The following is a 13,036-nucleotide window of genomic DNA, read 5'->3' on the forward strand; positions in this document are numbered from 1 at the left end:
TGCCGATGGCGCTGCCGTGCTAGCGTGATGACAGCGCCGCCGCGTTCGTATCCGGCGACTCCTGCCACCACCCACCCCCCAGCGCCTGCAGCAGCGCCGCCGAATCCGCCAGCCGGTCCGCGCGCGCCTGCGCCAGATCCAGCGCGGCCTGGCGCGACTGCCGTTCGGCGTCCAGCAGCGCCAGCTGGCTGACGCCGCCGAGGCGGTACTGCTCCGACACCACCGCCAGCGTATCGCGCGCCTGGCGCGCGCTGTCGGCGCGTTCGCGCAGCGCGGCGGCGTCGGCCTCGAGCGCGCGCAGCGCGTCGGCGACATTCTGCAGGCCCTGCAACACGGCTTGCCGGTATGCGGCCAGCGATTGTTCGTACGCGGCTTCCGCGGCGCGCTTGCGCGCCTGCAGTTCGCCGCCGCGGAATACCGGCTGCACCAGGCCGGCGGCCAGGCTCCACACGTTGAGGCTGCTGAACAGGTCGCGCGCCGCGGTAGCCTGCGTGCCGCCGCTGGCGCTCAGCGTGACCTGCGGATAGAGGTTTGCGGTGGCCACGCCGATATTGGCCGAGGCCTGGTGCAGCAGCGCCTCGGCCGCGCGGATATCGGGCCGGCGCCGCGCCAGCGTGGCGGGCAGGCTCAGCGGCAGCGTATCGGGCAGGTGCAGCGCGTCGAGGTGGAATTCCGGCAGCGCGGCCGCGGCCGGGGTCTGGCCGGTGTAGATCGCGAGCTGGTGCCGGGTGGCATCGAGCTGGCGCTGCAGCGCCGGCACCAGCGCCTGGGTTTGCGCCAGCTCGGCGCGCCGGCGCTGCACCTCGACGCGGGCGACCCCGCCCGCGCGCAGGCGGGCCTCGGTGATGCCGAGCTGGCGCTGCTGCGCCGCCACCATCGCGGCGGTGTCGGCCAGTTGCGCGCGCAGGCCAGCTTCGCGGATCGCGGCGGTGGCGACATTGGCGGCCAGCGCCAGGCGCGCGGCCTCGAGCTCGTAGCGCTGGTAGTCGACCGCGGCCAGCAGGCCTTCCAGCTCGCGCCGCTGGCCGCCGAACAGGTCCAGCGCATAGGACACCTGCACCGTCGCGCCGTACAGCGTGAACGGGCCGGGGCTGGGGATGGCGGTGATGCCCATCGACTGGAAATCGACCTGCTGGCGCGCGGTGTCCAGCTTTGCGTCGATGGCCGGCCAGCGCGTCGCGCCGGTGCGGGCGGCCAGGTTCTCCTGGGCTTGCGTCAACCGCGCGCGGGCCTGCGCCAGCGTCGGGCTGGCGGCGAGCGCGGTACGGATGGTGGCGTCCAGCGCGGGGTTGCGGAACAGCGTCCACCACTGCGCCGGGACATCGGCGCCCGCGGCCAACGTCTGCGCGTGGGCCTGCCCCGCAGCGTCGGCACCGTCCGCCGCAACGGTCGCCATCGGCTGTGGACCCGGCACGTAGCCGGCGTCGTCCGGCGGCGCGGGCACCTGGAAATCGGGGCCGACCGCGCAGCCGCACAACAGCGCGGCGGCGAACAGGGAGGTGAGACGTTGCATGGCCAGCTCCTTCAATCAAGCGTGCGCCGGTAGAAGCGCACCGCGATTGCCATCACCACCACGATAAACAGTGCCATCGGCCATACATTGGGCCACAGCTCGAACCAGCCGTTGCCCTTGAGCAGGATGCCGCGCACCATGCGGTGGAAGTAGGTCATCGGCAGGATGTTGCCGATCGCCTGCGCCCAGCCCGGCATGCCGGCAAACGGGAACATGAAGCCGGACAGCAGGATGTTGGGCAGGAAGTAGAAGAAGGTCAGCTGCATCGCCTGCAGCTGGTTCTGCGCCAGCGACGACAGCGTGATGCCCACGGTCAGGTTGGCCGCGATGAACAGCAGCGCCGCCAGGTACACCGCCAGCACCGAACCGACAAAGGGCACGCTGAAGACCCAGCGCGCGGCCAGCAGCACGATGGTCGACTGGATCAGGCCGATGAAGATGTACGGCACGATCTTGCCGGTCATCACCTCGATCGGCCGCACCGGCGTGGCGAGCAGGTTCTCCATGGTGCCGCGCTCGCGCTCGCGCGTCATCGCCAGGCCGGTCATCATCACCATGGTCATCGACAGGATCACGCCCATCAGCCCGGGAATGATGTTGTACTGGGTGATGCCCTCGGGGTTGTAGAGCCGCTGCACCTGCACCTCGAACGGCGGCTTGCCGCCGGCCAGCGGCGCCAGCGCCCCCTTCAGGTCGTGCGCGGCGACGCGGTAGGGCAGTTGCGCCAGCGCCGCGATGGCCTGGCCGGTGGCGCCCGGGTCGGTGGCATCGGCCTCGACCAGCAGCGCCGGCCGTTCGCCGCGCAGCAGCCGGCGCGTGAAGTCGGGCGGGATGGTCAGCACGAACTGCACCTCGCCCTTCATCAGCGCCTCGCGCCCGGCGCGCTCGTCGGGCAGCGTGCCGACCAGGCGGAAGTAGGTCGACTGTTCCATGCTGGCGATGAACGAGCGCGTGAACTCGCTCTGGTCGGCCGCGATCACCGCAGTTGGCAGCTGGCGCGGATCGGTGTTGATGGCAAAGCCGAACAGCAGCAGCTGCATGATCGGCAGGCCGACGATCATGCCGAAGGTGACGCGGTCGCGCCGCAGCTGCAGGAATTCCTTCAGCACGATGCTCCACCAGCGCTGCAGCGAGAAGCGTGCCGACGTTGAAGCGTTGGCCGGCGTCATGACGCGTCCTTTTGCTTGCGCGCCATGTTGTCCTCGGCGCCGCTCATCATGTGGATGAACACGTCTTCCAGGCTGGTCTGGGCCTGTTCGATGTGCCGGCCCGGGCCGGCCAGCCGCGCGAGGGTGTCGGCCAGCGCCTGCGCATCGCGCCCGGTCACGTGCAGCGCGGTGCCGAACGCCACGGTCTGCTCCACGCCGGGCGCGCCTTGCAGCTGCGCCGACAGCGCCGCGAGATCGTCGCCTTCCACGCTCCAGGTCGACAGCCGCTGGCTCGCCACCACTTCATCGGCGGTGCCCTGCGCCAGCAGCCTGCCGTAGGCGATATAGGCCAGCTTGTGGCAGCGCTCGGCCTCGTCCATGTAGTGCGTGCTGACCAGCACCGAGATGCCGCGCGCGGCCAGCTGGTGCAGCTGCTCCCAGAAGTCGCGCCGCGCCTTGGGATCGACGCCGGCGGTGGGCTCGTCGAGCAGCAGCAGCTCGGGCTCGTGCAGCAGGCAGGCCGCCAGCGCCAGGCGCTGCTTCCAGCCGCCCGACAGCGCACCGGCCAACTGCGCCGAGCGCGTCGCCAGCCCCAGCTCTTCGAGCGCGCGCTCGACCGCCTCGCGCCGGTTGGGCATGCCGTACACGCGCGCGACGAAGTCCAGGTTCTCGCGGATCGACAGGTCGTCCCAGTACGAGAACTTCTGCGTCATATAGCCGACGCGGCGCTTGATCTGGTCGGACTCGGTCAGGATGTCGTAGCCCAGGCAGGTGCCCGCGCCGGAGTCGGGCGTCAGCAGCCCGCACATCATGCGGATCGAGGTGGTCTTGCCACTGCCGTTGGGGCCGAGGAAGCCGAAGATCTCGCCGCGCGCGACCTGCATGCTGAGGTCGTTGACGACGTGCTTGTCGCCGAAGTGCTTGTTCAGGCCGCGCACGTCGATGGCAAGGCCGAGGTTGTTGCCGTTGCGGTTGGCGGTCGTGTTCATTGCCGCACCACTTCGACCGGCTGGCCCGGCCGCAGCCTGGGGGCATCGGCGGCCGACGGGCGCGCCTCGACCAGGAACACCAGCTTGCGCCGGGTCTCGTTGCTGTAGATCACCGGCGGCGTGTACTCGGCCTCGTTGGCGACATAGCTGATGGTGGCGGCCACCGGCGCGGCACAGCCGTCGCAGCGCACCTGCAGCGCCTGGCCGTTGCGCAGCGCGCCGACCACGGTTTCCGGCACATAGAAGCGCACCTTGACGTTGCCCGGCGGCAGCATGCGCACCACGGGGCTGCCTGCGGGCACCCATTCGCCCAGGCGGTAGGGCACGTCGTAGACCAGCCCGGCCTGCGTCGCGGCCACGGTCTTGCGCGACAGTTTCCACTGCGCCTGCGCCAGCGCGGCGCGTGCGGCCGCCACCTGCGCGGCCTGCGCCGCCTGCTGCGCCTCGCGGCCCGGCAGGCGCGCCACGTCGATATCGCGCTGCAGTTCGCGCACGCGCGCGGCGTCGCTGCTGGCCTGCGCGCGCGATTCGTCGAGCTGCGCCTGGGCGATGCCGCCGATCTCGTACTGGCGCTGGTCGCGCCGCAAGGCCGCGGCGCTGCGCTGGGCCTGGGCCTGCGCCTGCGCGAGCTGGGCCCGGCTGACCTCCACTTCGAGCGGGCGCTTGCCGGTCTTCAGGTCCTGCAGCGTGGCTTCGGCGGCGCGCAGCTGGTCCTCGGCCTGCTGGCGCGCGGCGCGCTCGTCGTCGGCTTCCAGCGCGAACAGCGCGGCGCCCTGGACGACCTGCTGGCCCCTCTGCACCGAGAGCGCGTCGAGGCGCCCGGCGAAGGGCGAGGCCACGCTGACGAATTCGCCTTCGACGTAGCCTTGCCAGCTATCGGTGCGGTCGTTGCCGCAAGCAGCGGCAAGCAACGCACCTCCGAGCAAGGCAGTGCCGCGCAGAGCCGTGCGCAGGCGCGAACGATGGATGGAAGCAGCGTGGTTCATGCGGACTCCGGAGAATGCCGGGCCGTGCGGCCCTTCCGTCTGGCGGCGGCTGCGGGCGTGTTCGGGTTCGCCGTTGCCGGCGCCGCGGACAGCCCATGCGTCAGCAGCGCCGTGACATGGCGCACCAGCGCGTCGGTATCGACCGCTTCCGCGCCGGGCAGCCGGCGCCAGATATGCGTGGTGGCCAGCGGCAGCAGCGTCAGCCCGATCAGCGACGGCACCACCAGCGCCGGTTGCAGCCCGGGATTGAGTTGGCCGCGCGCAATCGCCGCCGCCAGCGGCGCCATCAGCGCGCCGGCACGTTCCAGCGCAAAGCGCTTGAGCACGCGCTCGCGCAGCGCGCCGTCGTCACTGGCCACTTCGCGGATCCACAGGCCCGGAAACCAGGGGGCGTCGGCGACGGCGCGGATCAACCGGGTGGCGATGCCGACCAGCATCGCCAGCGGCGCGTCGCCGTGCTCGCTGCCGGCAAAGAAGCGGGCCACCAGCGGCTGCACTTTCTCTTCGATCACGGCATCGAGCAGCAGGTCGCGGTCGCTGAAGTAGTAGTGCACCAGTGCCGGGGTGACGCCGGCCAGCGCCGCGATGGCCTTGACCGGCGTGCCGGCCACGCCCTGCCGCGAAAACAGCTCGGTCGCCGCGTCGAGAATGCGCTCGCGCTGCCCGGGTTGGCCCGCCGCCGGTCGGCCCGGGCTGCGCCTGGGGGGCTTGGGAGAGGCGGGTTTGCGGGGCATGGCGGCTGGCTCGGGGGAACTGGGATGTTCAGCTCATATTAATTTTTTCGTTAATTAATTCAAGGACGGTTACAACTTCGGGCGCTGACGGATGGCCGGCGTTGTCAGGGGTGCTGTATCAGGGATTTCTTGAACGGGGCCAGCAAGCAACGTTGCCGCTGCACGTGGCGCAGGACGGTCCCCTCTCCCGCTTGCGGGAGAGGGAAGCAAACCGGCGCGGTAAAGAGCTACCGCCGCGAACTACGAGGAGAACTACGGTCGAGACCTACCGGAAAACGCCGGCCTACTGCCGCGCATTCCTCTTGTTATCCGGCCACGCCGTATTGAAGTTGGTGCGGAACGGGTTGATATCCAGCCCGCCACGGCGCGTGTAGCGCGCATACACCGCCAGCTTGACCGGCTTGCACTGGCGCATCACGTCCATGAAGATGCGCTCGACGCATTGCTCGTGGAACTCGTTGTGGTTGCGGAACGAGATCAGGTACTTGAGCAGGCCTTCCTGGTTGATCGGCGCGCCGACGTAGCGGATCTGCACGCTGCCCCAGTCCGGCTGGCCGGTCACCAGGCAGTTTGACTTGAGCAGGTGCGACACCAGCGTTTCTTCCACCGGCGTTTCTTCCTGGTCGGCGCTGAGCAGTTCGGGTGCGGGCTCGTAGCGGTCCACCTCGATGTCGAGGCGGTCGAGCAGCAGGCCGTCGAGCTCGCCCATCTTCTGCGTGCCGAGGTCCGCTTCGGTCACCAGCCGCACCTGCACGGTGCCGCCGGTGGCTTCGGACAGGTCGTGGTGCAGCAGCTGCTGCAGTGCTTCAGGCGACGCGATCCGGGTCTGGTTGAACGAGTTCAGGTAGAGCTTGAACGACTTGGACTCGATGATGTTGGGCGTATCCGACGGGATGATGAAGGTGGCCAGCGCCACCTGCGGCTTGCCCTTCAGGTTCAGCCACGACAGCTCGTACGCGTTCCAGATGTCGACGCCGAAGAACGGCACCGGCCTGCCCTCGGGCAGGCCGATCTCGGTGCGCTTGGGCTGGCGCGGGATCGGGAACAGCAGGGTGGCGTCGTACTCGGTCTTGTAGGCCGAGGGCTTGCCCAGCGGCGAGTGTTCGGGGAGGCTCATGGGGCGCTCGGCGGAATTCAGGGCAGCAATCAGGACAGGAACAGCTTGTACACCGGGTTGTCGGTCTCGTCCCAGTGTACGTAACCCAGCGTCGAAAGAAAGGCGCGGAAGGCGCGCTTCTCGTTCTTCGGCACCTGGATGCCGACCAGGATGTTGGAGGTGTCGGCCCCCTGGTTGCGGTAATGGAACAGGCTGATGTTCCAGTTCGGGCTCATGCTCGACAGGAATTTCATCAGCGCGCCCGGGCGCTCGGGGAACTCGAAGCGGTACAGCAGCTCGTCGTGCGCCAGCGCCGAGCGGCCGCCCACCATGTAGCGGATATGCTGCTTGGCCAGTTCGTCGTTGGACAGGTCGAGCGTGTCGAAGCCGTGCTTGCGGAAGCTGGCGGCGATCTTGTCGTTCTCGGCGCGGCTGGCGATCTGCACGCCGACGAAGATATGCGCCATGCTGGTGTCGGCGATGCGGTAGTTGAACTCGGTCACGTTGCGCGTGCCGACCAGCTCGCAGAAGCGCTTGAAGCTGCCGCGCTCTTCCGGGATGGTCACGGCGAACACGCCTTCGCGGGCCTCGCCCACCTCGGCGCGTTCGGCGACGAAGCGCAGGCGGTCGAAATTCATGTTGGCGCCGCAGGCAATCGCCACCAGGTGCTCGCCCTTGAGCTTCTCGCGCTCGGCGTACGCCTTCAGGCCCGCCACCGCCAGCGCGCCGGCCGGCTCGAGGATGCTGCGGGTGTCCTGGAACACGTCCTTCACGCCCGCGCAGATTGCGTCGGTATCGCACAGGATGATGTCGTCGACCAGTTCGCGCGTGATGCGGAAGGTCTCCTTGCCGACCAGCCGGACCGCGGTGCCGTCCGAGAACAGGCCCACTTCCTTCAGCTCGATGCGCTTGCCGGCATCGACCGAGCGCTTCATCGCGTCCGAATCGACGGTCTGCACGCCGATGACCTTGATCTCGGGGCGCACCGCCTTGATGTACGCGGCGACGCCGGAGATCAGCCCGCCGCCGCCGATGGCGACGAACACGGCATGGATCGGGCCCGGGTGCTGGCGCAGGATTTCCATGGCGATGGTGCCCTGGCCGGCGATCACCTCGGGGTCGTCGAACGGGTGGATGAAGGTCAGCTTGTGCTTCTTCTCCAGCACCGCGGCGTGGTTGTAGGCGTCGCTGTAGGACTCGCCGTGCAGCACGATCTCGACCCACTGGCCGCCGCGCTCGCGCACGGCGTCGATCTTCACCTGCGGCGTGGTCACCGGCATGGCGATGATGGCCTTGCATTGCAGCCGGGCCGCGGCCAGCGCCACGCCCTGCGCGTGGTTGCCGGCCGACGCGGCGATCACGCCGCGCTTGAGCTCTTCCGGCGACAGCGAGGCCATCTTGTTGTACGCGCCGCGCAGCTTGAAGGAGAAGACCGGCTGGGTGTCCTCGCGCTTGAACCAGACCGAATTGCCGGTGCGGGCCGACAGCTGGTGCGCATAGGTCAGTTCGGTTTCCTGCGCCACGTCATAGACCTTGGCGGTCAGGATCTTCTTCAAATAATCGGGTCGGGCGGCGGACTGGCGGGTCATGGTCTCGGGGCTGGCCGGCGCGCGCCCTGCAGGCGCGCAAAAAAGCCGGGAAATTCTGGCGGAAACCGTCAATGATAAAGGATGCCGGCCTGGCGCACCCGGGCGGGGCGACGCAGCCGCCGCCTGGCGGCAGTGCCGCGACGCGCATGCCTTGCCGGTGGAGTGGATCGGCATTCACTCGGGCATGGCACGGCGGCCCGCCGGACCGGCGCCGGACTTGCATCGGCGCCAGGTTGCGCTTGCGCCATGTAGGACGGCGCCCGGTGGACGCCGGTCAAAACGACGTGTTACGGTTTCACGCGATGCCACAGCTACCGCTAATCGAACCCAATACCGCCCTGTTTCTCGACTTCGACGGCACGCTGGCCGACCTGGCCCCGCGGCCCGAACTGGTGCAGGTCGAACCAGAACTGGTCGGCACGCTGCGCACGCTGTACCAGCGTCTGGACGGCGCGCTGGCCGTCATCTCCGGGCGGCCGATCATCGAACTCGACCACTTCCTGCAGCCGCTGCAATTACCCGCGGCCGGCATCCACGGCGCCGAATTCCGCACCGACGGCGGCATGGTATCCAAGACCCACGCCCCGGGCCTCGAACCGCTGATTCCCCACCTGGAAGCGCTGGTGCGCGCCTATCCGGCGCTGCGGCTGGAGCGCAAGTCGGTCGCGGTCGCCATCCACTACCGGCAGGCGCCGGAGCTCGCCGGCATCGTCGATGCCGCGGTCACTGACGTATTGCGCCATGCCGTCGGCCTGGAAGCGCTGCCCGGCAAGATGGTGGTCGAGATCAAGCCGGCCGGCGTCGACAAGGGCGATGCCATCGCGGCCTTCATGAAGGCCGCGCCGTTTGCCGAGCGCGTGCCGCTCTTTGCCGGCGACGACATGACCGACGAGCCCGGCTTCGCCGCGGTGCGCAAGCTGGGCGGGCTGGGCGTGCTGGTGGGCCAGCGCGAGACCGTTGCCGCGGTGAGCGTGCCCGGTCCGGCGGCGCTGCGCAGCTGGCTGCATCGCTCGGCGCATGCGCTGGCGTCATCCGCAAGCGCGGGCGCACCGCGCGCCGTGCCACACGAAGCCGGGCCAGGCCGGGGCCGGCGCCCCACGACATCGTAACGGAGAACCTGCCGTGACCAACCCGAGCAGCCCGGCCGAGCTGGGCAAGCCGCCGACCGAAGGCGTGAACCGAACCGTCGACGGCGGCACGCGCTTCGCCAACCCGTCGCTGTCGCTTGGCATGATCGGCAACTGCGCCATCTCGGCGCTGGTCGATTGCCGCGGACGCATCGTCTGGTCCTGCCTGCCGCGCTTCGACGGCGACCCGGTGTTCAATGCGCTGCTGGACCCGAGCGAGAACGCCGGCCATTTCTCGATCGAGATCGAGGACTTCCATTCGTCGCGGCAGTGGTACGAGCCCAATACCGCGGTGCTGCGCACGCGGCTGACCGACATCCACGGCAACTGCCTGGAGATCACCGACTTCGCCCCGCGCTTTTTCCGTCTCGGGCGCTATTTCCGCCCGACCACGCTGATCCGCCGCATCCGCCCGGTTCGCGGCGCGCCGCGCGTGCGCGTGGTGGTGGCACCGCGCTTCGAATGGGGCCGCAAGGCGCCGCAGATTACGCGCGGCAGCAGCCACGTGCGCTACATCGGCGACGACATGACCCTGCGCATGACCACCGACGCGCCGCTCGCCTACGTGCTGTCGCACACACCGTTCCTGGTTACGCGCGGGCATAACTTCATCCTGGGCCCGGACGAGACCCTGGCGCACGGCGTGGAAGAGACCGCGCGCGATTTCGAGCAGGAAACCACCGCCTACTGGCGGCTGTGGAGCCGCCGGCTGGCGGTGCCGCGCGAATGGCAGGACGCGGTGATCCGCGCCGCCATCACGCTGAAGATGTCGCTGTACGAAGAGACCGGCGCCATCGTCGCGGCCATGACCACCAGCATTCCGGAAGCGCCGGGCAGCGGCCGCAACTGGGACTACCGCTTCTGCTGGCTGCGCGATGCCTTCTTCGTGGTGCGCGCGCTCAACAGCCTGTCCGAGGTCGGCACCATGGAGGACTACCTGCGCTGGCTCTCCAACGTGGTGATGCAGTCGCAGGACGGCCATATCCAGCCGCTGTACGGCATCGGCCTGGAGCGCGAGCTGCCCGAAAGCATGCTCGACCACCTGCCCGGCTACCGCGGCATGGGTCCGGTGCGCGTCGGCAACCAGGCGCAGGAACACTTCCAGCACGACGTCTATGGCAACGTGGTGCTGGGCGCGGCGCAGGCTTTCCATGACCACCGGCTGCTGCATCGCGGCGGCCCGGCCGAGTTCGGCCGCCTCGAAGCGGTGGGCGAGCAGGCGGTGCGGGTGTTCGGCACGCCCGACGCCGGCATGTGGGAGCTGCGCACGCGGGCGCGCGTGCATACCTCGTCGGCGCTGATGAGCTGGGCTGCGTGCGACCGCCTCGCCAAGGTGGCCGAGAAGCTGGTGCTGCCCGAGCGCGCCGCCTACTGGCACGGCCACGCCGGGCGCATGAAGGAACGCATCCTGGCCGAGTCGTGGAGCGAGTCGCGCCAGGCCTTCGCCGAAAGCTTCGGCGGGCGCGAACTGGACGCCAGCGTGCTGCTGATGGCCGAGGTCAATTTCATCGACCCGCGCGACCCGCGCTTCATCGCCACCGTCAAGGCGCTGGAGACCTCGCTGTGCGATGGCCCCTACATGCGCCGCTACGAGGCCCCGGACGATTTCGGCAAGCCCGAGACCGCCTTCAATATCTGCACCTTCTGGCGCATCGACGCGCTCGCGCGCATCGGCCGCCGCGACCAGGCGCGCGAAATCTTCGAGGCCATGCTGGCGGCGCGCAATCCGCTCGGGCTGCTGTCCGAGGATACCCATCCGGTGACCGGCGAGATGTGGGGCAATTTCCCGCAGACCTATTCGATGGTCGGCCTGATCAATGGCGCCATGCGGCTGTCGGCGCCGTGGGATACGGTGATCTGAGCGGCGAGGGACGAGTGGGGGGCGGCATCCGCGCACGGCAGGCAGTGCCGGCACCAAGAACAAGGAACTGAAGAAAAACATCTATGCCAAGACTTGTAGCGGTATCCAACCGGGTCGCAGATCCACGCAACGTCGCCGCGGGCGGCCTGGCCGTCGCGCTGTCCGAGGCCCTGCGGCAGACCGGCGGCCTGTGGTTCGGCTGGAGCGGCAAGGCGCTGGAAACCGCCCAGGGTGGCACCCCCGGCGAAGGCGACCTGCACCTGCAGCAGGCCGGCAATGTCACGCTGGCCACCGTCGACCTGAGCCGCGAGGACCACGACGCCTACTACCTGGGCTACAGCAACGGCGTGCTGTGGCCGGTGTTCCACTACCGGCTCGACCTGGCGGATTTCGATTCCAACTTCCTCAACGGCTACCGGCGCGTGAACCAGCTGTTCGCGCGCAAGCTGGCGCCGCTGCTGCAGCCCGACGACATCATCTGGATCCACGACTACCACCTGATCCCGCTGGCGTCCGAGCTGCGCGCGATCGGCTGCGGGCAGAAGATCGGCTTCTTCCTGCACGTGCCGCTGCCGCCGCCGCTGATCCTGGCCGCGATCCCGCAGCACGAGTGGCTGATGCGCGCGCTCTTTGCCTACGACCTGCTCGGTTTCCAGAGCCATGCCGATGTCGAGCATTTCTCGCGCTACGTGCAGGCCGAAGCGCAGGCCGAGCCGATGGGCGAGCACCGCTACCGCGCCTTCCACCGCACGGTGCGGGCGCAGGCGTTTCCGATCGGCATCGACGTCGACGAGTTCATGGAGCTGGGCCGCGGCGAGGAAGCGCAGGAAACCTACGAGATGATGTGCGCGCAATACGCGCGCCGCCGGCTGCTGCTGGGCATCGACCGGCTCGACTATTCCAAGGGCCTGCCGCAGCGGCTCAAGGCGTTCTACCGGCTGCTGGCCGAATATCCCGAGAACCGCTCGAGCGCAACGCTGGTGCAGATCGCCGCGCCCTCGCGCGAATCGGTCGATGCCTACGTCGACCTGCGCCGCGAGATGGAGCAGCTGAGCGGCTCGATCAACGGCGAATTCGGCGAACTCGACTGGATGCCGGTGCGCTATATCCACCGCACCACCGCGCGCAAGCGGCTGCCCGGGCTGTGCCGCGCCAGCCGCGTGGCGCTGGTGACGCCGCTGCGCGACGGCATGAACCTGGTGGCGAAGGAATTCATCGCGGCGCAGGACCCGGAGGATCCGGGCGTGCTGGTGCTGTCGCGCTTTGCCGGCGCGGCCGAGCAGCTGCGCGAGGCGCTGCTGGTCAATCCCTACGACACGCGCGCCACCGCGCAGGCGATCCAGCAGGCGCTGCACATGCCGCTGGCCGAGCGCCAGCAGCGCCACCAGAAACTGCTGGAGCGCATCCGCGCGCAGGATGTGCACTGGTGGAGCCGTGAATACCTGCGCGCACTGACCGAGACCGAAGGCGCATAGCGACGGCGCGCTGCGGTCGGGGAGCAAGACCATGAGCGAAGAAAACCTGGCAGCGCAATCGTGCACGCCTTGCCGCGGCGGCGTGCCGCCGCTGACACCTGACGAGGCCGAGGCTCTGTTGCAGCAGGCGCCGGGCTGGGAACTGGCCGATGGCGCGACACGGCTCGAACGGCGTTTCAGCTTCGGCAATTTCGCGCAGGCGCTGGCCTTCGTGACCGGCGTCGGCCAACTGGCCGAGGCGCAGGGGCATCATCCCGAGGTCAGCTTCGGCTGGGGACATGCGACGGTGTCGTGGCGCACCAAGAAGATCAAGGGCCTGCACCGCAATGATTTCATCATGGCGGTGAAGACGAGCGAGCTGGCCGAGGGGCAGGACGCGGGCGGCTGAGGCGTCTTGCAGATCGCCTCGCAGCGTTGCCTGGAGCGCTCCAAACTCCCGCTTGTGTACTCCCTCTCCCGCTTGCGGGAGAGGGTCGGGGTGAGGGCCGGAGCATCAACGAAGTAAAGGCGTCGGTATG

At 69.1% G+C, this 13,036-nt stretch carries 11 protein-coding genes; 4 read left to right on the forward strand and 7 right to left on the reverse strand.

Annotated elements, in window-relative coordinates; translation table 11 throughout:
* Window positions 1–19: 19 nt before the first annotated feature.
* From C7416_RS08810 to ilvA, 7 genes are all read right to left on the reverse strand, one after another.
* The gene (locus C7416_RS08810) at window positions 20–1,513 is read right to left on the reverse strand and encodes an efflux transporter outer membrane subunit (RefSeq protein ID WP_111519038.1); all 1,494 of its coding nucleotides are present in this window, start codon (window positions 1,511–1,513) and stop codon (window positions 20–22) included.
* Between the two features lie 11 nt (window positions 1,514–1,524).
* A complete protein-coding gene (locus C7416_RS08815) occupies window positions 1,525–2,682 on the reverse strand; it encodes an ABC transporter permease (RefSeq protein WP_111518276.1) in 1,158 nt (385 codons plus the stop codon).
* Entirely contained in the window at window positions 2,679–3,650 is a 972-nt protein-coding gene (locus tag C7416_RS08820) for an ABC transporter ATP-binding protein (RefSeq protein WP_111518278.1), read from the reverse strand. The genes C7416_RS08815 and C7416_RS08820 overlap by 4 nt, the downstream gene beginning before the upstream one ends.
* Window positions 3,647–4,636, reverse strand: coding sequence for an HlyD family secretion protein (locus C7416_RS08825; protein WP_111518280.1), 990 nt, complete (start codon window positions 4,634–4,636; stop codon window positions 3,647–3,649). Before C7416_RS08825 ends, C7416_RS08820 begins: the two co-directional genes overlap by 4 nt.
* Window positions 4,633–5,370, reverse strand: coding sequence for a TetR/AcrR family transcriptional regulator (locus tag C7416_RS08830; RefSeq protein WP_111518282.1), 738 nt, complete (start codon window positions 5,368–5,370; stop codon window positions 4,633–4,635). Before C7416_RS08830 ends, C7416_RS08825 begins: the two co-directional genes overlap by 4 nt.
* Window positions 5,371–5,653: 283 nt before the next feature.
* Window positions 5,654–6,487, reverse strand: a complete 834-nt coding sequence (queF, locus tag C7416_RS08835; RefSeq protein WP_111518284.1) for an NADPH-dependent 7-cyano-7-deazaguanine reductase QueF — start codon at window positions 6,485–6,487, stop codon at window positions 5,654–5,656.
* A 29-nt stretch (window positions 6,488–6,516) separates the two neighbouring features.
* A complete protein-coding gene (gene ilvA, locus C7416_RS08840; RefSeq protein WP_018008744.1) occupies window positions 6,517–8,055 on the reverse strand; it encodes a threonine ammonia-lyase, biosynthetic in 1,539 nt (512 codons plus the stop codon).
* A 302-nt stretch (window positions 8,056–8,357) separates the two neighbouring features.
* Between ilvA and otsB the strand changes: the two genes are divergently transcribed.
* The 4 genes from otsB to C7416_RS08860 all read left to right on the forward strand — a co-directional run bounded on the left by otsB (window position 8,358) and on the right by C7416_RS08860 (window position 12,906).
* Window positions 8,358–9,164 carry a trehalose-phosphatase gene (gene otsB / locus C7416_RS08845; RefSeq protein WP_111518286.1) on the forward strand — a complete coding sequence of 269 codons (807 nt, stop codon included), beginning with the start codon at window positions 8,358–8,360 and terminating at the stop codon, window positions 9,162–9,164.
* Window positions 9,165–9,177: 13 nt separating this feature from the next.
* On the forward strand, window positions 9,178–11,043 hold the full coding sequence (locus C7416_RS08850; RefSeq protein ID WP_111518288.1) for a glycoside hydrolase family 15 protein: 1,866 nt from the start codon (window positions 9,178–9,180) through the stop codon (window positions 11,041–11,043).
* A gap of 83 nt (window positions 11,044–11,126) precedes the next feature.
* The gene (gene otsA, locus C7416_RS08855) at window positions 11,127–12,518 is read left to right on the forward strand and encodes an alpha,alpha-trehalose-phosphate synthase (UDP-forming) (protein ID WP_018008747.1); all 1,392 of its coding nucleotides are present in this window, start codon (window positions 11,127–11,129) and stop codon (window positions 12,516–12,518) included.
* Window positions 12,519–12,549: 31 nt separating this feature from the next.
* Window positions 12,550–12,906: a 4a-hydroxytetrahydrobiopterin dehydratase gene (locus C7416_RS08860; protein WP_111518290.1), complete on the forward strand. Its 357-nt coding sequence runs from the start codon at window positions 12,550–12,552 to the stop codon at window positions 12,904–12,906.
* Window positions 12,907–13,036 lie beyond the last annotated feature (130 nt).

The organism is Cupriavidus phytorum (assembly GCF_003254285.1).
In the GTDB taxonomy this organism is placed as follows: Bacteria; Pseudomonadota; Gammaproteobacteria; order Burkholderiales; family Burkholderiaceae; genus Cupriavidus; species Cupriavidus phytorum.